This is a genomic window from Microcoleus sp. B4-C1 (genome assembly GCF_036705285.1).
Lineage (GTDB): Bacteria > Cyanobacteriota > Cyanobacteriia > Cyanobacteriales > Microcoleaceae > Microcoleus.
On sequence record NZ_JAUBUC010000028.1, the window covers coordinates 17376 to 40826 of the forward strand.

14 protein-coding genes are annotated in these 23451 nt (G+C 49.5%); 4 read left to right on the forward strand and 10 right to left on the reverse strand.

Features of this window, described 5'->3' with window-relative positions; translation table 11 throughout:
- Positions 1-123: 123 nt before the first annotated feature.
- The 3 genes from QUB26_RS13610 to gyrA all read right to left on the reverse strand — a co-directional run bounded on the left by QUB26_RS13610 (position 124) and on the right by gyrA (position 4526).
- Positions 124-276 carry a chlorophyll A-B binding protein gene (locus tag QUB26_RS13610; protein WP_333178327.1) on the reverse strand — a complete coding sequence of 51 codons (153 nt, stop codon included), beginning with the start codon at positions 274-276 and terminating at the stop codon, positions 124-126.
- Between the two features lie 125 nt (positions 277-401).
- A complete protein-coding gene (locus QUB26_RS13615) occupies positions 402-1814 on the reverse strand; it encodes an ATP-binding cassette domain-containing protein (protein WP_333318418.1) in 1413 nt (470 codons plus the stop codon).
- 159 nt (positions 1815-1973) lie between these two features.
- Positions 1974-4526 (reverse strand): DNA topoisomerase (ATP-hydrolyzing) subunit A, encoded by a 2553-nt coding sequence (gene gyrA / locus QUB26_RS13620; protein ID WP_333318421.1) that lies wholly within the window; start codon positions 4524-4526, stop codon positions 1974-1976.
- A 1592-nt stretch (positions 4527-6118) separates the two neighbouring features.
- Here gyrA and QUB26_RS13625 point away from each other — a divergent pair.
- Positions 6119-6283 (forward strand): hypothetical protein, encoded by a 165-nt coding sequence (locus tag QUB26_RS13625; RefSeq protein WP_333302439.1) that lies wholly within the window; start codon positions 6119-6121, stop codon positions 6281-6283.
- A gap of 280 nt (positions 6284-6563) precedes the next feature.
- Positions 6564-6959: a response regulator gene (locus tag QUB26_RS13630; RefSeq protein WP_333238071.1), complete on the forward strand. Its 396-nt coding sequence runs from the start codon at positions 6564-6566 to the stop codon at positions 6957-6959.
- A gap of 312 nt (positions 6960-7271) precedes the next feature.
- Here QUB26_RS13630 and QUB26_RS13635 read toward each other — a convergent pair whose 3' ends face one another.
- The 7 genes from QUB26_RS13635 to rpsT all read right to left on the reverse strand — a co-directional run bounded on the left by QUB26_RS13635 (position 7272) and on the right by rpsT (position 20470).
- Positions 7272-11402 (reverse strand): DNA-directed RNA polymerase subunit beta'', encoded by a 4131-nt coding sequence (locus QUB26_RS13635; protein WP_333238075.1) that lies wholly within the window; start codon positions 11400-11402, stop codon positions 7272-7274.
- A 323-nt stretch (positions 11403-11725) separates the two neighbouring features.
- A complete protein-coding gene (locus QUB26_RS13640; protein ID WP_333054814.1) occupies positions 11726-13600 on the reverse strand; it encodes a DNA-directed RNA polymerase subunit gamma in 1875 nt (624 codons plus the stop codon).
- Positions 13601-13683: 83 nt separating this feature from the next.
- A complete protein-coding gene (locus tag QUB26_RS13645) occupies positions 13684-14772 on the reverse strand; it encodes an HNH endonuclease (protein ID WP_333238078.1) in 1089 nt (362 codons plus the stop codon).
- 169 nt (positions 14773-14941) lie between these two features.
- Positions 14942-18328, reverse strand: a complete 3387-nt coding sequence (gene rpoB, locus QUB26_RS13650; protein ID WP_333054817.1) for a DNA-directed RNA polymerase subunit beta — start codon at positions 18326-18328, stop codon at positions 14942-14944.
- A 451-nt stretch (positions 18329-18779) separates the two neighbouring features.
- On the reverse strand, positions 18780-19010 hold the full coding sequence (locus QUB26_RS13655; protein ID WP_333238080.1) for a hypothetical protein: 231 nt from the start codon (positions 19008-19010) through the stop codon (positions 18780-18782).
- 21 nt (positions 19011-19031) lie between these two features.
- Positions 19032-19811 carry a TatD family hydrolase gene (locus tag QUB26_RS13660; protein ID WP_333238082.1) on the reverse strand — a complete coding sequence of 260 codons (780 nt, stop codon included), beginning with the start codon at positions 19809-19811 and terminating at the stop codon, positions 19032-19034.
- Positions 19812-20167: 356 nt separating this feature from the next.
- A complete protein-coding gene (gene rpsT / locus QUB26_RS13665) occupies positions 20168-20470 on the reverse strand; it encodes a 30S ribosomal protein S20 (protein WP_333066838.1) in 303 nt (100 codons plus the stop codon).
- An 893-nt stretch (positions 20471-21363) separates the two neighbouring features.
- Here rpsT and hisD point away from each other — a divergent pair.
- Positions 21364-22677, forward strand: a complete 1314-nt coding sequence (hisD, locus tag QUB26_RS13670; protein WP_333318423.1) for a histidinol dehydrogenase — start codon at positions 21364-21366, stop codon at positions 22675-22677.
- Positions 22678-23001: 324 nt separating this feature from the next.
- On the forward strand, positions 23002-23430 hold the full coding sequence (locus QUB26_RS13675; protein ID WP_333238088.1) for a universal stress protein: 429 nt from the start codon (positions 23002-23004) through the stop codon (positions 23428-23430).
- Positions 23431-23451 lie beyond the last annotated feature (21 nt).

Sequence of the window (23451 nt, forward strand, 5' to 3'; positions counted from 1 at the left end):
CGTAGGAAGTAAGCTCCAAATTGTGTCTAAAAATGTGTTTAGACAAGTTTAGATAAGTTTTACAAAGCAGTCCGTAACGGAACTCCCAAGCTTTGCATTGTCAAAAAAGTCTTAACTAGAAAATTACATCACGCCCCAAAAGTGAAGGAGACCTTGACCGGAAACCAATTCGATGATGACAGCGGCAGAGAAACCAATCATCGCCAAACGACCGTTCCAATTTTCGGCGCCTTCTGTGAAGCCCCAGTTCCAAGCATTGCGTTTTTGTTCTTGCATAGTGCGAACTCCTTTCGTTAACTTTTGTAAGGCTTATGTAAATAAATATAACATTCTTTGATAAAAATGCAAGCTTGTGATTAGTGATATCGGTCACAACGGTCGATCGACCTTGAGGATTTTGCCTAACGAGGAAAAATAGCCAGCTCGGTATCAGGGTCGAACAAGTGAATCTTGTCATGGGCGATAGCCAACCAAAGCTCTTCGCCAACTCTGATCGATCGCTCAGGAGGAACCCGCACTTGCATCCGCACCGCTGGAGCGTCCGTCAAACAAACCCCCAAATAAGTTTCGTGTCCCAAAGCCTCTACAATTTCCACTTGTACCGAAAGATTTTTGGTAGCCGGAGGGTTAATGCTCAGATGTTCCGGCCGAATGCCCAAAATCAGCCCTCGCCCGTCATATTGTTGTAGACTTTTTGCCCAAATATCGGGTAAAGTAAAGCGAAATTGCGGGTGAGAAATCAACAACGGGGCACTAAATTCCACCAACAAGAAATTCATCGGCGGAGAACCGATAAACTCAGCCACAAACAGATTAGCCGGCTTGTTGTAAAGCTCTAGAGGTTGAGCTACTTGCTGAATCTGGCCGACCTTCATAATAGCAATCCGATCGCCCATAGTCATCGCCTCAGTTTGGTCGTGAGTTACATAAATAGTTGTAGTTCCCAACTGTCGCTGCAACTGCACAATTTGCGATCTCGTTTGGGCCCTCAATTTCGCATCCAGATTCGATAGCGGTTCGTCCATCAAAAAAACTTCAGGATTTCGAGCCATCGCCCTACCCAAAGCTACCCGCTGCTTTTGCCCTCCCGAAAGTTGTTTTGGCAAGCGATTTAAAAGAGATTCTATTTGCAATAATTCAGCTACCTCCCGCACTCGTTTTCCTACAGCCTTTTCCCGTTCCGACAAATAGCGCAAACCTGGAGGCAACTTGCGAGTAGCTCCTACCAAAAAGTCCTCAAACAAAGGATAAGTTAGAGGATTTTTAAAAGAATTAGAAGCTAAATCGTTAATAACCTCTTCTACCTTATTCCTGATTTTTTCTATCTTCTGGATGCTTCCTTCTTCTCCTTGTGTTTTCCCCCTTATCCCTTCTTCCCTCTTCCTTCTTCCCTCTTCCTTCTTCCTTCTTCCTTCTTCCTTCTCCCTTTCCGATCGGCGCAATCCAAAGGCGAGATTATCGTAAACTGTTAAGTGAGGATAGAGAGCATAATTTTGAAATACCATAGCGATATCTCGGTCTTTAGGAGGCAAATCGTTAAGGAGCCGATCGCCCACCCAAATATTGCCTGCAGTCAAAACTTCCAAACCGGCGATCGATCGCAGCAAAGTGCTTTTTCCGCAGCCAGAAGGGCCCACCAGCACCATGAACTCCCCGTCTTCGACCGTCAGGTTAATGCGCCGCAAAACGCTGTTAGACGCAGGGCGATCGGCTATAGGCGAGACACTTTCTGCGACAGTGTTTGCTTCTTTTTCCTGTTCTCCTGGGCGGAGCGGAAAGCTTTTGTAGATATTTTCTAATACAACTTGCGCCATTAAACAATTTTAGATTTTAGATTTTAGATTTTAGATTGGGGAATTGGAGGCAGAGCCTCCGGGTATGTATTCCCAGGCAGAGCCTGGGAACAAGGCTTAAGAAGTCCTGCAAGAAGAATAATTCCCCATTACCAATGACCCATGACTAATGACTATTGACTACTGACTGCTGATAACTTTGATAATTTTTTCACCCGGATTGAGGTCAAAAACTCGATCGCCCGCAGCATCTTTCCCCCAAAAAGCTATAGCATCAATAGTCGATCGCAGCAGGCGGCCAGAATTAGTAAAAAGTTTGACATCCGTACCCGGAACAGCCTGCAGCAAGCCAACTAAAGCATCTTTAGGCTCTGAGAAACGAAAAGCTTGAGTGCCAATTTCGCCGCGGTTAGTAAGTCTGACAGAACCTGCAGGCATTCGTTTTGCCCAACCCAACTCGGAAAATAGCACCAGACTGTCGTTCGGGTCGAGAGTGATGCAGCCCACCAACTGTTCCTGCTTCCGCAACCTGGTTACTTGAGAACCCTGGGCCGCGCGGCCCATTGGCGGCAGTTGTTCATCATCGATCTCAAACCGGAGGACTCGGCCTCCTGAAGTTGCGATCGCCACTTGCTCGCCGACTTTAGCCAGACTCGCACAGCGCAGCCGATCGTCCTCCTTGAGTTTAACAACAGTAACGCCGCGATTAGTCAAATCAGCAAATTCCTGCATTGCCAAGCGCTTAATTTTTCCTTGCTGAGTCAGAGTTACTAAATCCGCCGCCTCCGAATTTTCCGGCAAAATAAAGTGTGCAACTGTGATTTCCGACAAAGCGCGACCGGCACTGTCTTTAGTAGCACTCGGCGACAACAAACTAACGATGGGCGTTCCCCGGTCTTTGGCGCTACTACTAGGAATATCGGCCACTTTCAGCGGGTAAGCTTTGCCGTTAGGAGTTAAGACGACCAAAGTGCGATCGGTTTTCGTCAGATTTGCCGTCACAATAAAATCTTCATTTTTTTCTAAAGCTGAAACCGATTTTTCGCGACTTTTCGAGCGTGGCTTTTCCCCAGTCGGCAAGCGTCGCACGTACTGCTTGTGGGAAAATTCAACAATAGTTTCCTCTGCCTCTAGAACCGGCAATAAGTTAGGCTGAATCGTTGCCGGCGACAACTGCTTGACCCCAGAATTTTTCTTACCCGAAAATTGTGGTTCGGCGTTTGCTGCGCGTGCAGTTCCATTGGCGAATTTAGTGCGGCGGGGGTCAGCGTACTTGCGTTTGAGCGATCGAAATTCCTTCTTTAAAGCCTTCAAAAGTTCGCGTCTGTCGCTCAACAACCGCTGCAATTCTTGAATATTAGCCATCAACTCATCAAACTCAGACTGCAAATTTTGCCTTTCCAAACCAGTCAGCCTACGCATAGGCATCGCCAAAATCGCATCAGCTTGACTTTCGCTCAAATTGAGGCGAACTTGCAAAGTTTGCTTAGCAGTAGAGCCGTCAGGAGAATTTCTGAGAATGTCGATCGCTGTATCGAGATTTGTCAAAGCCAACATTAAGCCTTCGACAATGTGACACCGGCGTTCCGCAGCCTGCAACTCGTAATTGTAGCGGCGGGTAAGAGTCACTTCCCGGAAATCCAGAAATTCCTGCAACAATTGTCTCAGCGTCAACTGTCGCGGTTGACCGTTGACAATTGCCAGCAAAATCGCCCCAAAATTTGTTTGCAGGTCAGTTTGTTGGTAAAGACGAGCGAGAACCGCTTCTGGAGTAAATTCCCGCTTGAGTTCAATCACCACTCGAATCCCTTCGCGATCGCTCTCGTCACGCAAATCAGAAATACCGTCGAGGCGGCCAGCATTGACCAACTCCGCCACCTTTTCAATCCAAGCCGCCTTATTTACCTGAAACGGAAACTCCGTCACCACGATCGCCGTTTTAGTACGCACCTTGCGATTACCTGGCACTTCTTCCACCCCGGCCACACCCCTGACCGCAATGCTGCCTCGACCCTTAGTGTAGGCGTCAACAATGCCCTCTGTAGCGACGATTTCCCCTCCGGTTGGAAAATCCGGGCCTGGAATCAGTTCTATCAACTTCTCATCGGATAGTTCCGGGTTTTCAATCAAAGCAATTAAACCGTCTACCACCTCCCCCAAATTGTGTGGCGGGATATTAGTTGCCATCCCCACAGCAATGCCCGTACAGCCGTTGAGTAACAGAAACGGCAACTGAGCAGGCAGCGCCGTCGGTTCCTGCTGCGAATTGTCAAAGTTACCAGTAAAATCAACAGTTGCGTCACCGACTTGGGTTAGCATAGCTTCGTGGGCGATCGGTGCTAGCCTCGTTTCCGTATACCGCATAGCAGCCGCCGGATCATTGTCCACCGAACCGAAATTGCCGTGACCCGCCAGTAAAGGATAGCGGCTCGAAAACTCCTGAACCATGCGTACCAGAGCGTCGTAAACCGATTGGTCGCCGTGGGGGTGATATTTTCCCAAAACATCTCCAACTACCCGGGCGCACTTACGGTAAGGTCGGTCTGGCGTCAGACCTAGTTCGTGCATCGCATATAAAATTCGACGGTGAACTGGTTTTAAACCGTCGCGGACATCAGGCAAAGCTCGCCCGACGATCACACTCATGGCATATTCGAGGTACGATTGCTGCATCTCGGCGTGCAGAGGCGTAGAAATTACTTGCCCGGAAAGTAGGTTGAGTTGTTTAGCCATGAGTCCTTGTGTCCGTTAATTCCTGAGTGAAAACAGCCTCTGTCAATAATGCCGAGGTTCCCTGTCTCGATTGAAAAGCCTTTGCCGCAGGCGAACCGAAAGTTCGACCCAACCGCCCAGTTGAAGAATAAAAATAAACTTAACTTGTGAAAGCAGAATCAGAGTCCCGAAGACGGGCAACACTTGCCTCTTACTCTCCACTCTTACCCTAACCTCTATGTTGCCTTCATTTGCGCCTACCTGTCTATTTACCTTCTCACGGCAGAATGTAAATAGACAGGAGAACACGGAATGCCAGAAACTCAGAACGTAGTGAGGCTGTAGCTCTTCCTAGGAAAGCGTCAATCGATTTTAGATTTTAGATTTTAGATTTTAGATTGAAGCATTGACTTGCGCGAGATAAATTCGGGGGCTCCTTGATCGGATACAGGTTTTTTATTTCTGGACGGATGAATCCGGGGGCTTGTATCCTCGATGCTTTCGGTCACGAGGGACTGGAGTCCCCGTCAATCTATGATAGAATTTAATTGCAATTAGGAATAACCATCTACACGAAGAAATATTTTATTCAGGAGAAACCCTGGATTGAGCTCGTCTCGGTACAGCCGTAGCGTGGATCAAGCAGCAATGGTTGACGATCGAGCTTATCGTATTTTGGCAAGCGTGATGGACTCCGAAAGTATTACAAAAGAAAAGTAAGCGGAATTGGAATACCTGTGGTACTGGCACTTGTTCTGATCGTGTAGAGGCGACTGGACTGTCAGTAACCCCGGTCTAAAGACACGGGGCTTGCAAGAGAAATCTGGCAAGCCGTACTGACCAGACTAAGGCTTAATTGCCTACGTTTTGAGAGTCACGACACCCTGTGGATGCGTAGCTAGTCCCCTGCTCTGTCATCTGCAATTAAACAGTTCTAAGGTCACTGGAACAGTGTTGCAGGTCTAACAAGCTCTCGAAACATTGTCGAAGCTAACATTACCCCATTCATGGGAGGCACAACCCGTGCAAAATACTATGCGTACAGGATTGGAAGATTGGAAGCGGTAATTGTCCCGTTGAAAGTGCAATACAAAAGTACACTCCCGTTAACCAATCCCAAGGCGGTAGTAAATCAAAAATATAAAGCCGTGCTTCTAGCACGGGGTTTCTACCCATTTTTTCTGATGAGGGAAGTCCAAGTTTTGGGCTTATTCAACCATAGAGCGTGGCCCTGACTCGCTGAGAGTGTCAAAAATGCCGATATTGATGAATTCATCAGTCAAAAGCTCTCCTGGCGATATCTCCTAGTCTGACATCCCCTTGATGAACGCAAGCGTCGATATTTTCAGCCGTTTTGAGGGGTTAAAACTGAGTATTAGGAATCTCCAACAATCCCCGCTAGATTCGCTATTCCGAATGCGGTGGCGAGGGGAGGATGTGAATAAACATGGCTTGATTCTAATGAGGAGGAAGGAAAATAATTATCATACATTCCCGACTCTAATACCAGTTCAAAAAATAATGCAACTGTAGGCCCGTGATCCCAACCCATACCCAGTCTATCAGTTCCCATCTAAAATCTAAAATTTAAAATTTAAAATCTAAAATCTAAAATGGTAGAAGCCGGAGGCTTGAGCGAAAGAGAGGATACTATAATTCCTGGACGCACGGGTAGTCAGAAACCGGGTTTTTTCATAGCAATAGTTCGTTATAGCCCGCCACAACTAGCAAAAACCTGGTTGCGAGGCGTCGTCCATGCGTCCAGGATTGTACTATAAACCTGCTACCTGAGAATCTTGAGACTCTCACCACTGTCAGGTCTAGTTATAAAAAAGAACTAAACTGTCTGTGTATAGTAGTCTAAATGATGGTACTGGATGCTTCTAGGCATCTGTAAACCCTCTGACAGCTAGTGGCTCAAGGATATACATACGGGTTTTGCAGGGTTCCCGGCTGATGGCGCTAAAAACTCTGCATTTTTGACGGGGAATGTAGTCCCCGTGTCGTGTTCCTCTTTGGACTAAAGTCACAAAGTTTCTATACTTCCCATATTTATTTATGAAAACCGTTCTGATTGTAGAGGACGATTTGGTTAATGCTCGGGTTTTTTCCAAAATTCTGACTAAGCGGGGGGGCTTAGCCGTGAAACACACGGAAAATGTTGAAGAGGTGATGCAGATTGCTGCCAACCGCGAAGCTGATTTGATTTTAATGGATGTGTCTCTTTCGCGCAGCGTGTACCAGGGCAAATCTGTTGACGGCATTAAGATTACTCAACTGCTCAAAGCTGACCCGCAAACGGCCTGGCTGCCGATTATTTTGGTGACTGCTCACGCGATGGCTGGTGATAAAGAAACATTTCTGGATCTAAGCGGTGCCGACGGTTACATCTCTAAACCTGTGGTAGACCATCAAGAGTTTGTGAATCAAATCAAGGCTTTGCTGCCTGATTGAGTGAACCATACATGAAGAAGGAATAAGAAGGAAGAAGGAAAAAGGAAGAAAGAAGAAAGAATTGTTTGTTTGAATCAACAAACAATTAAAACTCTAGAATTACAAAGTTTGCTTAAACTCTGAATCTTCCTTCTTCCTTCTTCCTGTCGATGTCAAGAAAGCACAATGCTATGAGTTCGGACTTGTAATTTGTGAGGAAAAAATTGAGATTTTTATGACGAGTGAAATCGAAGTGTGCGTTGCGGCGAGGAACCAAATTATCCTCAGCGAGCGCAACGCTGTTCACTCATTCATGCAATCTCAAAACTATGATTACTCTTCGTCCTCATCGAAGTCAAAACCGATATCATCATCATCGTCAACATCCGGGCCCAAAGTATCATCCTCAGTCTCAGCGACAAAATCGTCCTCATCAACCTCAACTTCCTCAAAATCCTCATCAGGCTCAAGATCGGACGGGCGCCCGATCTCATAACCGCTCTCGATCGTATAAGCACGGCGCGCCGATCGATCGTCAAGTACCACATCCTCCTGTAAATCGTGGATGTCGTCATCAAACACAGCACCATCAAAACCCGCATCCTGGACCCCAGCATCCTCATAGGCATTGAACCCAGTACCCGCAGGAATCAGGCGGCCGATAATCACATTTTCCTTCAGCCCCCGCAGCCAGTCAGACTTACCCTCGATCGCAGCTTCAGTCAACACCCGCGTCGTCTCCTGGAACGAAGCAGCAGAAATAAAGCTATCAGTATTCAGCGAAGCCTTAGTAATCCCCAGCAACACCGGAGTATAATCCGCCGGCGCTCCACCAGTAATTGACATCGCCTCATTCACCTGCTCAACCTGCCGCAATTCTACCAACTCACCGGGGAGCATAGTAGTATCGCCACCATCCTCCATCCTGACTTTGTTGGTCATCTGGCGGACAATCACCTCAATGTGCTTATCAGAAATATCCACGCCCTGAGACTGATAAACCGACTGCACCTCATTCACCAAAAACGTCTGCACCTGTTGGAAACTCTCCAAGGCAGCCTCAAAAGTAGACTGCCGCTCTTTGAGTACGTGGAAGAACACCTCCAGAATTTCGTGAGGATTAGCAGGCCCGTCGGTCAAAGCTTCGGCGACGCCGACGCGCTGTCCGTCGGAAACGATCGGGTTTTGACCAGGCAACAAAGGATACTCCTCAATCCGGCCATCATCCTCAATCACCGCAAGTTCCACAACATCGTCATCCGTAACCACGCGAGCCGTCCCCGGCCGCTTGGCTAAAATACAAGCTTCCTTCGGCTTCCGCCCTTCAAGAAGTTCCTCAATCCGTGGCAAACCCTGAATGATATCCCCAGTCTTTGCCCGCTCAAACACCAGAATCACCAAATTGTCACCCCGCTGCACCAAATCGCCGTCGTCTACGTGCAGCACCGCACCGGCCGAAACCCGGTAAGGACGAGCCACCCTGAGCAAGAGTTTCGCCGATTCTGTCTCCGACGCAGGTACAACCTTCACAACTTGGCCGGACTCTTCGAGAACAACTCCCGGAGCTATTTCGGTACCAGCCACCAGCAGTTGACCCGGACTCACATCCGGCGTACTCGCCACAGAGATCGAAATAGAATCCGCATCTCGCATCACCAACAGTCGGCGCACTGGTTCGCCATGCCCCTCGCGGATGCCCCGGACGATACCCGCTTCTTTGCAGAGAATCTCCGTGCGGGCGACTACTGCCCCGGGCGCGATCGACTGCCCATCCTCCACCAACAGCCGCGTGTGAGTGCTGCCCTGAGTCGGATCAGCAGACACATCCCGCCGAATGACTAGCGATTCCAAAATGACTAGCTGCAAGCGGAAAGTCTTGGAAACTCGATCGCCCCCATCGGCCAGGGGCATCGCCAACTCTTGCGACGCACTAACGTCTTCAGGCGAACCCCAAGCCGGGCCCGAACCGTCCGCCCCAAAAGCCATAGCATCATCCTCATCCGGCAGCAGCTCAATATCCGCCGCCAGTTGCGGAGCTCCCGAACCAATTTCCAAAATAAGCTGAGTCCGCAGCAGTTCCAATCCCTCGACAGATTTGACGCGCTCCCCATCCTTATAAGGGAGTCGCTGCACTGCTTTCAAAGAGATCGACTCATTCAGCGCTGTCTGAGAAGGCACTGGTGGCTTATCCGGCACCGGGAACTCCACCACCGGCCGCAGCAGCAAAGCGGGGCCTTCGGGAGTTTCGATATATTCGGCATAGCCCAATTCTTCGGCAATCAAGCCTGGGGAAATCTCTTGACCGGCATTGACGATTTGACCTTCCCCGAAAGTTAGCGGCGGGCGGTCAACTACATGGAGTGTGCCCGGCTTGATCACAATTTCCCGCAGGATGTCATTTTTCTGAGTGATTTCCACTGCCCCGCTGGTTTGGCAGAAAATATCCTTAACGACTTCTGTACCGGCCTCTACGTACTGGCCATCTTCCACCAGCAGCAGAGAAATGTCTTTATTGACTTCGTGGCACTCTTCCGGTATCCAGAGCAGAGTGCCGCCTTTGACGACTTCGTAGCCAAGTTTAGCTTTGCCGCGCTTGTGGACTTCCACCCCGCCGTACTTGACAATGCCCCCTGTAGCTGTGCGGTAGCTGTCGTCGAGCAGTTCGGCGACGACTTCTCCGTTGATGACTTTGCTCCCAGGAGCAGTCTTCAGGGAAAACCGCTGCTTGGAAGATGTTTCGATCGTGTAGTGGTCGCGGCCGCCTGCACTTTCGGCCCGCACGACTGCTTGGTCGAGCAGGACTTGGGCGGTGATTATTTCGATTTCTCTGGGGTCAGCGATGCGGACTACGCCACCGTGTTCGGAGACGAGTTTGGTTTCGGCAATCACGCTTTCGGCCGGAATGCGATCGCCATTTTTCACGGCTGGTTCTGCGCCGGGGGGCAAGTTGTAGACTTCTCCTGAGAGAATCCAAATCAGCCCGCCTTTGCTGGCTGTGCGGGTTGTGTTCCCTTGGCGGTCGGTTTTTTCTTCTGGCACCAAATCAGCAAATTTGGCTTCTCCGGCTAAGTCGGAAGCCACGTCTGTAGTCACTTTTTCCGTAGTTTTGCGGGCGGCGCGACCGACGATCGGCACTTCTGCCAAAACTTGACCGGGAATGGCGCGCTGTCCGTCTTTGACCATCAGAGTCGAACCTTGGACGATCGCTAATTCGATTTTCAGTTTTTGATTTTTGGCGCCGGATTTTCCTTCTTCAAATCCGTCGCCTTCAAATACGAGTTTGCCGTTGTTTTCGGCTACCAGTGCTTCTTCGCCGTGTCTGGTGCGGAAGGAGCGAGTACGCAAGTTCTTGAATTTCACTACGCCGGGGAAGGGGGCGCGTTCTTGTTTGGCGACTTCTCCGGTGAATACGCCGCCGGTGTGGAAGGTACGCATGGTGAGCTGGGTTCCGGGTTCGCCGATCGACTGAGCTGCAATAATCCCGATCGCTTCTCCCATGTCCACCATTTTCAAGTGGGCCAGACTCCAGCCGTAGCAGTGCTGACAAACCGATCGAGTCGATTCACAAGTCAGGGGCGATCGTAAATACACTTCTGCTACCCCAGCTTTACCAATTTCCGTTGCCAACTCATCGGTAATTGGCTGATTTCGGACGGCTTTTTCGCTGCCGTAAGTCACGATTTCCCCCGTTTTGGGGTGCACCGCATCCCTCGCCAACACGCGCCCTAGCAGCCTGTCCTTGAGGGGAATCAGCACTGTTGCTCCGTCGGTCATCGGCCGGACTCGAATTCCCCGCTGGGTGCCGCAGTCTACTTCGCGCACAATTACATCCTGGGACACATCCACCAAACGGCGAGTAAGATAGCCAGAGTCTGCTGTCCGCAAGGCTGTATCTACTAAGCCTTTGCGCGCGCCGTAGGAAGAAATAATGTATTCGGTGACGGTGAGTCCTTCGCGGAAGTTGGTTTTAATTGGCAAGTCAATAATTTCCCCCTGCGGGTCTGCCATCAATCCGCGCATTCCGACTAGCTGCCGCACTTGAGAAATGTTTCCCCGCGCCCCGGAGAAGGCCATCATGTAGACGGAGTTTAGGGGGTCTGTGGCTCGGAAGTTTTTGACTACTTCGTCTTTGAGGTCTTCTGAGGTGCTGTTCCAGGTGTCGATTACTTTTTGGAACCGTTCGACTTCGGTGATTTCGCCTCTGGTGTATTTTTGTTCGGTGATGCGGATTTCTTCTTCGGCTGCATCTAGGAGCGATCGTTTTGATGGCGGCACCTGCAAGTCATCTACGCTAATCGAAACTCCGGCCCGTGTCGCAAAGCGGAAACCCAAGTCTTTGAGTTTATCTGCCATTTGCGCTGTACGGGCAGTTCCGTAGTGCATGAAAGACCAAGAGATTAATTTTTTGAGCTGACCTTTGTCAACAACTCGATTGCGAAAAACAATTTCCTTATTTTCTGTCATTTTTCTGAGTAGTAGTAGTAGTAGTAGTAATTGGTAATTGGAGTATTGACGCAGGAGGCTCTCTTGCTGCGAGGCAGAGGGCAGTAGTAAGTAGGTTGGGTTGAGGAACGAAACCCAACATTTCACCCACCCAACATTTCACCCACCCAACATTTCACCCACCCAACATTTCACCCACCCAACATTTCACCCACCCAACATTAACCCAACCGTATTGATTAGTAATTAGTAAGCAGTAATGGGTAAATTTCCTAACTTAAATCACCATTATTTATTAGCGATTACTTATCAGTAATTACCCACCAACCCTTACCCATTACCTCCTAATTATTTATCACCGACTCAATAGTTTGGTGATAAATAATCCGGCCCGGAGTAGTGCGAATGAACTGATTGAGCACCTTGCCGTCTCCGTCTTCCCGAACTCGGCGGAACTTGTATTCTTTCGTCACGATACCGTCGGTAGAGCGTTCTACCTTCAGTGGTTCTCCTTCAGGTTCTATGTTTTCGATAGCGCCTTGAAACCTCACCCACACATAGGAGTGCAAGTCAACGACTCCTTGTTCGTAAGCTACAACCGCGTCGGTGAGGTTGGAGAAATAGTGACCGGCTCCTTTTTGAGCGTCAGGATTTTCGGCTGTTAAGTAATAGCAACCGAGCACCATATCTTGAGAAGGAGTAACGATCGGTCTTCCGGTTGCCGGCGACATAATGTTGTTAGAAGCCAGCATCAGCAAGCGCGCTTCCGCCTGAGATTCCAGAGACAAAGGCACGTGCACTGCCATTTGGTCGCCGTCAAAGTCAGCGTTAAACGCCGGACAGACTAGCGGGTGAAGCTGAATTGCCCTTCCGTCTACCAAAATCGGCTCAAAGGCTTGAATCCCCAAACGGTGCAGCGTTGGCGCCCGGTTCAGCATGACCGGGTGTCCTTCAATCACCTCCTGAAGCACGTCCCAAACACTAGGATCGTTGCGCTGAATCAGTTTTTTGGCAGCTTTGATGTTGTTGACCAATCCTTGGCGGATCAGGCGGTGGATGACGAAAGGCTGGAAAAGTTCGATCGCCATTTCCCTCGGCAAACCGCACTGATGAATCTTCAGTTTCGGCCCCACCACAATCACCGAACGCCCGGAGTAGTCAACCCGTTTACCCAGCAAGTTTTGCCGGAAGCGCCCTTGTTTCCCTTCAATGATGTCCGACAGCGACTTCAGCGGGCGGTTGTTTGCGCCCACCACAGTCCGGCCCCGGCGACCGTTGTCAATCAGCGCATCCACAGCTTCTTGTAGCATCCGCTTTTCGTTGCGGATGATAATCTCCGGCGCCAGAATTTCTTGCAGTCTCGCTAACCGATTATTCCGGTTGATGACTCTCCGATATAGGTCGTTGAGGTCGCTGGTTGCAAAACGCCCGCCGTCTAACTGCACCATCGGCCGCAAGTCGGGGGGAATCACCGGAATCACATTGAGCACCATCCAATCGGGTTGAGATCCCGTAGCGATGAAGTTGTCAATTACCCGCAAACGTTTAATTAACTTCGCCCGTTTTTGACCTTTAGCATTGGCAATATCTTCCCGCAACTTTTCCGCTTCACTTTCTAGCGGAATATTTTGCAGCAAAACTTGCAAAGCTTCAGCACCAATCCCCACTTCTACACCTGTGAGTGTGGAATCTTCGCTGTAAAGTTCGTCTTCTATTTCCAGCCAAGCATCTTCCGTAAGCAATTGTTTGTATTGCAGCTTCTCTGCATTACCTGCATTTAGGACAACGTAGGCATTGAAATAAACGATTTGTTCGACATCTCGGAGCGGCATATCTAACAGAATTGCCATGTAACTCGGAATGCCTTTGAGATACCAAACGTGAGCTACTGGAGCGGCTAATTTGATAAATCCCATCCGGTGACGGCGGACGCGAGATTCAGTGACTTCAACACCGCATCTTTCGCAAACAATGCCTCTATGGCGAACTCGTTTGTACTTCCCGCAATGACATTCCCAATCTTTTGCAGGCCCAAAAATGCGCTCGCAAAACAAGCCATCCATTTCAGGTTTTAATGTCCGGTAATTTATTGTTTCGGGTTTTGTCACTTCACCGGTTATCTGACCGTTGGGTAAAGTTCTCTCTCCCCACTGTCGAATTCTTTCTGGTGAAGCTAATCCTATCTTGACGTAATCAAAGCGTTGTTCTATTTTAGCCATTTTGACTCCAATTGATTATTTACTGTCGATTAGTGCTGGCAATTTATATTTTTTGTTTGCTTCGTTTTGAACTCAAATCAATATTACGCTCCTCTATAGGTGATGTTTCTTTTAATATCAGAAATGATATTTCTGGATACTCCAAATTCCTGAGCTATTTTAGCAAGGGATTCTCCGGCTTGGATTCGTTCTCGGATCTCAATAGCTTGAGCAAAAGTTAGCTTGCGTTCGAGATGTCCACCCATGCGGGGAACTGGAACCTCTTGACCTTCTTCTTTCCAAGTGACGTGATACTTAATATCGTGTATGGTTTTGCGGTCGACACTGTATTCCTGTGCTACATCCTTCATCCTCTTTCCGGCTGCTAGCTTTTGCCTAATTTCTCGCACATTTTCCCAGTCTAATTTGGCATTGGAAAGGGGATGACTTTTGCCTTGAGTGCGTCCTTTCTTAGAAGCATCTAATGAATTTTGAGTGCGAGTACCACCCCAAAGGTGTTCTGGATTAATACAACTGGGATTGTCGCAGGTATGACAAGCATCTATCGAAGTCGGAATTTCACATCCTAATTTCTCAGCTAAAACAGCACGAGTAACTGATTTCGATTTCCCATTTTTCCAGTATCTGCCATAGCCTTGACCGTCCTTTGAGCCTTGAAAAATGATGCAGCCGTTGTCTTGAATTTCTCCTAAAAAACCGGGCAAAACTGTAGTGAAGTTATCGGGAATATTTGTCTGAAGTATCTTAGTAATAGTTTCATGTTGTACTCCATACTCTTTTGCTAGGTGGTTTTTGACTGTTCCAGATAAATATTTAGTCTGAATTTCCCGGAGTTGTTCGATCGACAATATGCCAATACCCGGAATACTTTTCCGTCTGGGAGTTTTGCGATCGCGCTCGATCATCTGCCCGGTATTTTCCGCCGCAGTTCCCGCTACGAGATGTGCTGGGTTGATGCAGCTTCGATTGTCACAGGTGTGGCAAGCAAAATAACCGGAACCAAGGAATCCTGCTATTTTTGATTCGAGGACTAATCGGTGGACTAATACCGTTTTGCCATCGAGCCACTTGCGCCCGTAACCGTTGCCAAACTTGCTCCCTTGCCAGTTAATACAGCCTGTCGCCCGGTCAAATTCTCCTTCTATTCCTGGGACAACTGTTACAATAGTCATGTCAGCGTCTCTCCTCTTAAGAGCGTTGATTCGCCTCACCAGTGTTCGTACCACTGCTGAGGCATTTTAATTGGGACTTCTCGATTTTAGATTTTAGAGGTGAGATGTAAGATTGAATGCTGTCAAACAATTCTTCAATCTAAAATCTAAAATCTAAAATCTAAAATCCCTAATCCTCGTCAAGTTCGTCACGAGAAAGCGATTCGTAAGTAGGCCGGGAGGGCGATCGCTTGCCCCCAGCATCTGCCATCAAATCCACCTCAACGTGCTCGCTGCCCTCGTCGGACGTATTCACCTTGTGCACAGCAATATCCAAGCACAAAGACTGCAACTCCCGCATCAGCACCTTGAAAGATTCCGGCGTACCGGGGCGCGGGATAGCTTTGCCTTTGACGATCGCATTCAGCGCTTCATTCCGCCCCTGCATATCGTCCGACTTCACAGTCAGCAACTCTTGCAAAGTATAAGCGGCGCCGAACGCTTCCAGCGCCCAGACTTCCATTTCTCCGAACCGCTGACCCCCCTGCTGCGCTTTGCCGCCCAAAGGCTGCTGCGTTACCAGCGAGTAAGGGCCTGTGCTACGGGCGTGGATCTTATCATCTACCAAGTGAACCAGCTTCAGCATATAGGCGATGCCGACTGTGATCGGGCGATCGAACGGTTCCCCAGTTCGGCCATCGTAGACAATAGTCTTGCCGGGGTGCTTTTCGTTAAACACCCAAGGCTTGCCGGTTTTTTCGCGTGCCTCCTGTAGCTTGCCGTGTACGGTTTCCCGCGACTTTTCAGCGCCGTGCATTTCATCAAAAGGCACCATCTTGAACCGCATCGACAGATTTTCGCCCGCCCATCCCAGCAAGCACTCAAAAATCTGACCTACGTTCATCCGCGACGGTACGCCCAAGGGATTGAGCACTATGTCAACCGGAGTCCCGTCGGGCAAATAAGGCATATCCTCCATCGGCAGAATCCGGGACACAATACCCTTATTTCCGTGGCGGCCGGCCATTTTGTCGCCGACTTGAATCTTCCGCTTTTGAGCTACGTAGACACGGACGACCATGTTAGCGCCGGGGGGCAGTTCGTCGCCCTGTTCGCGGGTAAACACCCGCACGTCCACCACGCGGCCTTTTTCGCCGTTAGGGACGCGGAGGGAATTGTCGCGCACATCGCGGGCTTTTTCGCCGAAGATTGCTCTGAGCAATTTTTCTTCCGGCGGTTGGTCGGATTCGCCTTTGGGGGTGACTTTGCCCACTAGGATGTCGCTGGCTTCTACCCAGGCACCTTTGCGGATAATCCCTTGTTCGTCTAGCTGGCGCAGCGCGTCTTCGCCGACGTTAGGAATTTCACGGGTGATTTCTTCGGGGCCGAGTTTGGTTTGGCGGGCTTCGATTTCGTATTTTTCAATGTGGATCGAAGTGTAGACATCTTCGTACACCAAACGCTCGCTAATTAGCATCGCGTCTTCGTAGTTGTAGCCTTCCCAAGGCATATAAGCTACGAGGATGTTGTGACCCAGAGCGAGTTCTGCCCCCTCGGTGGACGAACCGTCGGCGAGCACTTGACCTGCTACGACTCGATCGCCCTCATAAATCAGCGGACGCTGGTTTAAACAAGTATCCTGGTTAGAACGCTGATATTTTTGCAGTTCGTGTTCGATGCAGCCAGCATATTTTTGCTTCCAAACCGAGGGCTGTTTGACTTTGAGATCGTCGTATTCCTTAATCAGGAAATGTTCTTCGCTGGAATTCGATTCGGCATCTACAGCCAGGGGTTTGACAATAATCCGGGTAGCGTCGATGTAAATCACCTCGCCGTCGATCCGGGAAACCACAACCATCCCCGAATCTCGCGCCGCCTGAGCTTCCAAGCCCGTACCGACGAGGGGCCGTTCTGGTTTCAGTAGCGGCACAGCTTGCCGCTGCATATTCGATCCCATCAGAGCTCGGTTGGCGTCGTCGTGTTCCAAGAACGGAATCAGCGATGTCGCGACGGAGACGATTTGCACGGGCGAAATCGCCATGTAGTCCACCTGCATCGGAGTGGTGGTAGTGAATTCTTGGCGGTAGCGGACGGCTACGGTTTCGCCCAAGAGGTTGTTGTTTTCGTCGAGGCTGATGTCTCCGGGGGCGACGCGCAAATCGTCTTCTTCGTCGGCTGTCATGTAAACAGGGGCTTTGTCGCGCAGCACCCGTCCTTTTTCTACTGGATAAAAAGGAGTTTCGATGAAGCCGTAAGGGTTGACTCGGGCGTGGGTTGCTAAGGAACCGATCAGACCGGCGTTAGGGCCTTCTGGTGTTTCGATCGGGCAAATCCGGCCGTAGTGGGACGGGTGAATGTCCCGCACTGCAAACCCGGCGCGTTCGCGAGTCAAACCTCCAGGGCCCAAGGCGGAAAGCCGACGTTTGTGAGTCAGTTCTGCCAGAGGGTTGGTTTGATCCATGAACTGGGATAGCTGGGAGGAACCGAAGAATTCCTTGATTGCTGCTACCAGCGGTTTGGGGTTGACCAGAGAGGCGGGGCTGAGGGAGTCGGCATCCGAGACGGTCATTCTTTCGCGGATGATCCGTTCTAAGCGGTTGAGGCCGACTCGGACTTGGTTTTGCAGCAGTTCTCCGACACTGCGGACGCGACGGTTGCCTAAGTGGTCGATGTCGTCGGTGGAACCGATGTCGAATTCGAGGTTAATTAAGTAGTCGATCGCCGTCAAGATATCTTGCGATGTCAGCACCCGCGTGGTATCGGGGACTGTCAATCGCAATTTTTTGTTGAGTTTGTAGCGGCCGACTCGGCCCAAATCGTAGCGTTTGGGGTCGAAAAAGCGCGAGTTGAGGAGCTGTTCGCCTCCCGCCACGGTGGGGGGTTCACCGGGACGTAGTTTGCGGTAGAGTTCCATCAAAGCTTCTTCTTCGCCGAATTGTCCTTCTTTCTCGATCGTTTTTTGGAAGTATTCCGGGTGGCGGAGTGAGTCGTAGATTTCGCCGTCTGTAAGTCCGAGGGCTTTGAGCAGCACCTGAGCCGATAGTTTGCGGGTTTTGTCGATTCTGACCCAGACTAAATCGTTTTTGTCTGTCTCGAACTTGAGCCACGCGCCCCGGTTAGGGATGAGCGAGGCGTTATAGGAACGCCGACCGTTTTTGTCGGTTTCCGATTTGTAGTACACGCCGGGGGAACGCACGATTTGGTTGACAATCACCCGTTCCGCGCCGTTGATGATGAATGTGCCGCGCTCGGTCATCAGGGGCAAGTCGCCGATGAAGACTTCTTGTTCTTTGATTTCCCCTGTTTCTTTGTTAATCAGGCGGGTGGGGACGTACATTTGCACCGAGTAGGTGCTGTCCCGGCGCTTGGCTTCGTCCACATCATATTTGGGGCGCTTGAGTTTGAAGTCTTTGCCCATGAAGTGGAGTTCCAGCTTGCCCGTGTAGTCTGTAATCGGGGAGAAGCTGTCGAGTTCTTCGATCAGCCCGGCTTCTAGAAACCAGCGAAAACTTGCCCGCTGGATTTCGATCAAATCGGGCAAGGTGAAGGCGAATTCTGTGTAATCTTTAGTGGTCATGGGTGTCCTTTTTCCGCAGTGGCTCTAGCTTTTTACATGGCGCCAAGGCTGGGCTTTTTTACCTTGTTGCGTTTTTTTGATGGATTGTGTGAGAGAATTTATATGATGTTTTCGATCGCCTGCCAACTGCTGCAACGGTTATTATTGCTTGGGGCTCGCAGTATTTTTGTGCGGATTTTAGTTTCGATCGAGATGCTTTTAGCTTTGATCTCGTGGTATCCCGGGGTGAATTCCCTACACTTTTGACTCCTAAAATTGACTTGACAGCTATTGCCAAATTGCTGAGGTTCCAAGTTTCTTCTGATGTGTAAGTTTGAGTGTGTAAGTTTGAGGTATTGCCTGAAGTTTTGACCTATCCCGAAGTTTAGCGTACTCGCGTTGTGTTGGTAGTTCCTGGGCGACATCGCAGGATCGGATACTAAGCCAACGCCCGATCGGTCGGTTCTTTTTATTATAGGACGCAAATCCGATCGCAACAGGCAACGCCAAAAGAATCTCCAATAAAGGATGAATCCGGTTTTTCTGGCAGGATAGAAATGGGATTATCCCGATCGCTGGCTCCTAAATCAACCTGTTTTCCTCGTTTCTCTGCTCTGCTATAACTAAGCTGTTGCGCGTTTAAATTGCATATTCTGGACGGGCTAGAAGCCCATCCCACAATAATTTGAGTGATTTTTGACACACAATTTAAATGGAGAACAGCTTAAACAGAAAAGCCGAATAGCTGACAGGCATTTTCGGTTGTCTGCTGGGACAAAGTTAAAAGAGAAACTCCTCTCAATTTAGCAACTTGCTCGGCTACGTAGTAGACATAGGCTGGTTCGTTGCGTTTTCCCCGCTGGGGTACGGGGGCGAGAAAAGGGCAATCTGTCTCGACTAGGATGCGATCGCTATTTACCATACAAGCTGATTCTTGTATTTGCAAGGCTTTTTTAAAGGTGACTGTTCCGCTAAAACTGATGTAGAAACCTAGGTCTAAAAACCACTGGGTTTCTTCGGGTGTGCCTCCCCAGCAGTGCATGACCCCGCGCACTGGCCCGCGTGTTTGCCAAAAGTTCCTCAGCATTTCGGCCATGGGGGCGGCGGCGTCGCGACAGTGGATAATGACTGGTTTGTCAAGTTCCTGGGCGATTTCAAGCTGTGCCTCAAACACTTTAAACTGGTGTTCTCGATCGTCAGCTTTATAAAAGTCCAGTCCGGTTTCGCCGATCGCTACTACCCTAGAGTCCGAACTTGCTAATTCCCTAATCTGGCTCGCAGTCTCGTCTTTCCACTTGTCCGCATCTAGGGGGTGAAGTCCAACCGCAAACGAGACTTCTGAAAACTGATTGGCGATTGCTTGAATGCCGGCAAACTCTTCTGGCTCTACACAAGAATGAACCAGCCGAACTACACCAGCTTCGCGCCAGCGTTCTCGAATGGCTTCTAACTCAGATTTATAGGTCTCAAAGTTGATATGAACGTGAGTGTCGATGAGCTGCATGGGGGAAGCAGATTAGAGGTGATACGGGAGAGTCTTGGTGGGATAGGGCGAGGGGGGAGTGAGAGAGTCGGGGAGTGGGAGTGGGAGAGAGTGTGTGGGAAAAATCTTCCGTCTTCTTTCTTCCTTCTTCCTGCTTCACGCTTGACAATCAAGCATCCAGGATACCCGCCACGTGATTCATCCGTTCAGAAATAAAAAACCTGTATCCGATGAAACTTGCCGAACGTATTTATCTCGCGCAAGTCAATGCTTCAATCGAAAATCGAAAATCGAAAATCGAAAATCGATTGACTTCTTCCCTCAACATCCATCCCTTCAATCTTGTACACTGCTTCGTTGCCGAACTTTCTGCTTCCTTAAGATGCTACCGAGGATGTTTCGTGCGGCTTGAGGGTTCTTGCCAAGCGGGACTTTTTGCGAGCGCCGTTGTTGCGGTGGAGTACACCTTTTTTGACAGCTTTGTCAATTTTGCTGTAGGCCTCAGACATTCGCTGCTGGACTTCTTGCATTAATTCCGGGCTCGGAGCTGCGGCGTACTTGTCTACGGCAGCGAAATATTTCTTCATCAAAGTTTTGACCGCTGACTTGTAAGATTTGTTGTACAAGCGGTTACGTTCGGCGATTTTGACTCGTTTGACGGCGGACTTAATATTTGCCATAGTTCAGTTGCTGGAAGTAGGTATTCATTGATACACCCTAGTCTCAAGACAGTCCCAAGACACGGGGATTTTGAAGGACAACCTTTTCGGGATCGATCCGCAAAAAGCTTGATTTTTAAGGGCGGAGTGAGACAGCCACTCTCCATGCGCTCAGATTGAGCTGAGTCTGTGGCTACTTTTTGGCGATCGCCCGCGCAATAATTTTTTATTGACTCATTTAACTGCCTGTTATTTACCCCTGACCATACCCAAAGGTATGACACGGGTGTTACGGAGGCGTTTTGCGGTGTTTCCACCGTCACGAGTTAAAGTCACGGTTTCTTGCGCGCAATTTTCAAGTATACAATAATTTGGCGTTTTTTTATAAAAAAATTATCAGGTGTTGGAAAAACTAATATAGCACCTATTTTGCTTAAAATCCAATTCTCTGAAAAATCCAAGTTAAGCTATAACAAAGAATACGGGTTATTTGGGCTTCGGCAAGAAGCACTTACCGAAGGTAGAAGGTAAAAAGCTGAAGGTAGAAGGTAGAAGGTAGAAGACAGCCGGATCTGAAGGTAGAAGCTAGAAGGCAGAATCAAAATTCTCCCGCTCGAACACTCTCCCTCTCGGATATTATCGGGGTCGGACACTCTCCCCCTCTGCGTTCCAACCCTCTCCCTCCGCACCCGGTTCTCTAGCGGGCAATTCCTAGAGAAGGTTGTGACTTGTCCTCAGTGTTGCAAAATCCTCGACAGAGATTTAAACGCTGCACTGAAGCCTTGGAAAATGCCGCGACTCTCGCGGTTTAAGCTTGTGGACTGGTGGTGGCCTACTTCTCTAGGAGATCGCCACAAAAATCCCCAATTGTCAAGCAAATGTTAGTGAAGTTATAGACGGCATTCCTAATCTCCATGCTGCGAATCATTACTCAGTGGGTTGAGGCACAAGCTGAACTGCGACGGATCTGCGATCGCACCCATGACGAACTTGTCGTTCACAAAGAAGCCACCGTGCGGGAGGTGCTGCAAGCTGTAAGGCGCAGAGGCGATCAGGCTGTGCTGCACTACACTGCTGAATTTGACCGCATGACCCTAAATGTGGAAGATTTACGGGTGAGTGGCGCCGAATTGGATGCTGCTTACCAACAGGTGTCTAAAGAATTATTAAATGCCATCCGGCTGGCTTGCAAACAGGTAGAGGCGTTTCACCGACAGCGCGTACCCAAGTCTTGGGTGCAGTTTGGTGATGACGAGATTGTTTTGGGTAAGCGCTACACGCCGGTCGATCGAGCGGGAATCTACATTCCTGGCGGTCAGGCGTCCTATCCGAGTTCGGTGATCATGAATGCGGTTCCTGCGAAGGTCGCCAAGGTGCCGAGACTGGTGATGTGTACTCCCCCCGGACAGGAGAAGAAAATGAATCCTGCGGTGCTGGTAGCGGCTCAGGAAGCGGGAGTTGATGAGATTTATCGAGTCGGCGGGGCGCAGGCGATCGCAGCTTTAGCCTACGGTACGGAAACTATTCCGAAGGTGGATTTAATTACTGGGCCGGGGAATATTTACGTCACCCTGGCTAAAAAACTGGTTTACGGGACTGTGGGGATCGATTCTCTGGCTGGCCCGTCGGAAGTGCTGATTATTGCGGATGGTTCGGCGAATCCTGTCCACGTCGCTGCGGATATGTTGGCTCAAGCTGAGCACGATTCGATGGCGTCGGCAATTTTGCTGACGGCGGATTCGGTGCTGGCTAGGAAGGTGGTGGCTGAGGTAGACAGACAGTTGGCAAATCACCCGCGCCGAACTTTAACAGAAAAGGCGATCGCCAACTATGGCTTAGTCGTAGTAGTTGACTCGCTCAAAGCGGCGGCGGAACTCTCTAACGAGTTTGCGCCCGAACACTTGGAATTGCAAGTTGCAGATCCTTGGGCTTTGCTCGAGCAAATTCGCCACGCTGGGGCGATTTTCTTGGGATGCTCGACGCCGGAAGCTGTAGGTGATTATTTGGCTGGCCCGAATCACACTTTGCCGACTTCTGGGGCTCCGCGCTATGCGTCGCCGCTGGGTGTCGAAACTTTTATGAAGCATTCGAGTTTGATTCAATATTCGCCGGCTGCACTTAAGAAGGTGAGTAGGGCGATTAATGTTTTGGCCGAAGCAGAGGGGCTTCCTTCTCACGCTGATTCGGTGCGGCTGCGGACTGAAAATGAGGGAAAGGGTGAGTTTTAGATGGTAAATTTGAGATGGGCGATCGGCAAAATACATAGGTAGTCAAAAGCGATTGAAATGCAATGAAAGGAAGCAATTCTCTTGCGATTATGGTAGCTTTACATTCTGTGACAATCGACCCAGTTTATTTGCACCTACTTACTTACGCACTGCGGGTTTAAGAAACCCGGTTTCTTCAAGAATCTTGCTGAAAAGACGCAATAATGTTAAGAAACCGGGTTTATGGGTAGGTAATAATGATGTTGGTGGGAAGCGCGAAATTGTGGACAGTAGGCGAGAATCATCGAAAAATTTAAAGTCTAAATATCGGAAATTTAAAGGTGCATGGTATTGAATACTGTTTTGGTAGCGATCGACAATTCAGAGCTTGCAGAACGGGTTTTGCAAGTTGTAGGACAATTTCAGCTAGAATCGACGGCCAAGGTGATTCTAGTTCATGTTGTGAGTTCTGGTAGGTCGGATTTTGACGCGGTTGTCGATCGACCTCACGCTCAGGGAGATGAGATTGATTACCGAGAGGTAGAGAAGTTGCTGCAATCTTATCAGCAAAAGTTGCTTTGCCAGAGCGAATTGGAGATTGTTTCGGGACAACCTGCCGAAGAAATTGTCCGTTTGGCTCATATCTATAAGGCGGATTTAATTGCGATCGGCTGTCGGGGTTTGACTGGTTTAAAGCGGATTTTGGAGGGTTCGGTGAGTGCGGAGGTTGTGGCTGAGGCTCCTTGTTCGGTGTTGGTGGTGCGGGCGAAGTAAGTAGGCTGGTAAATGCGATCG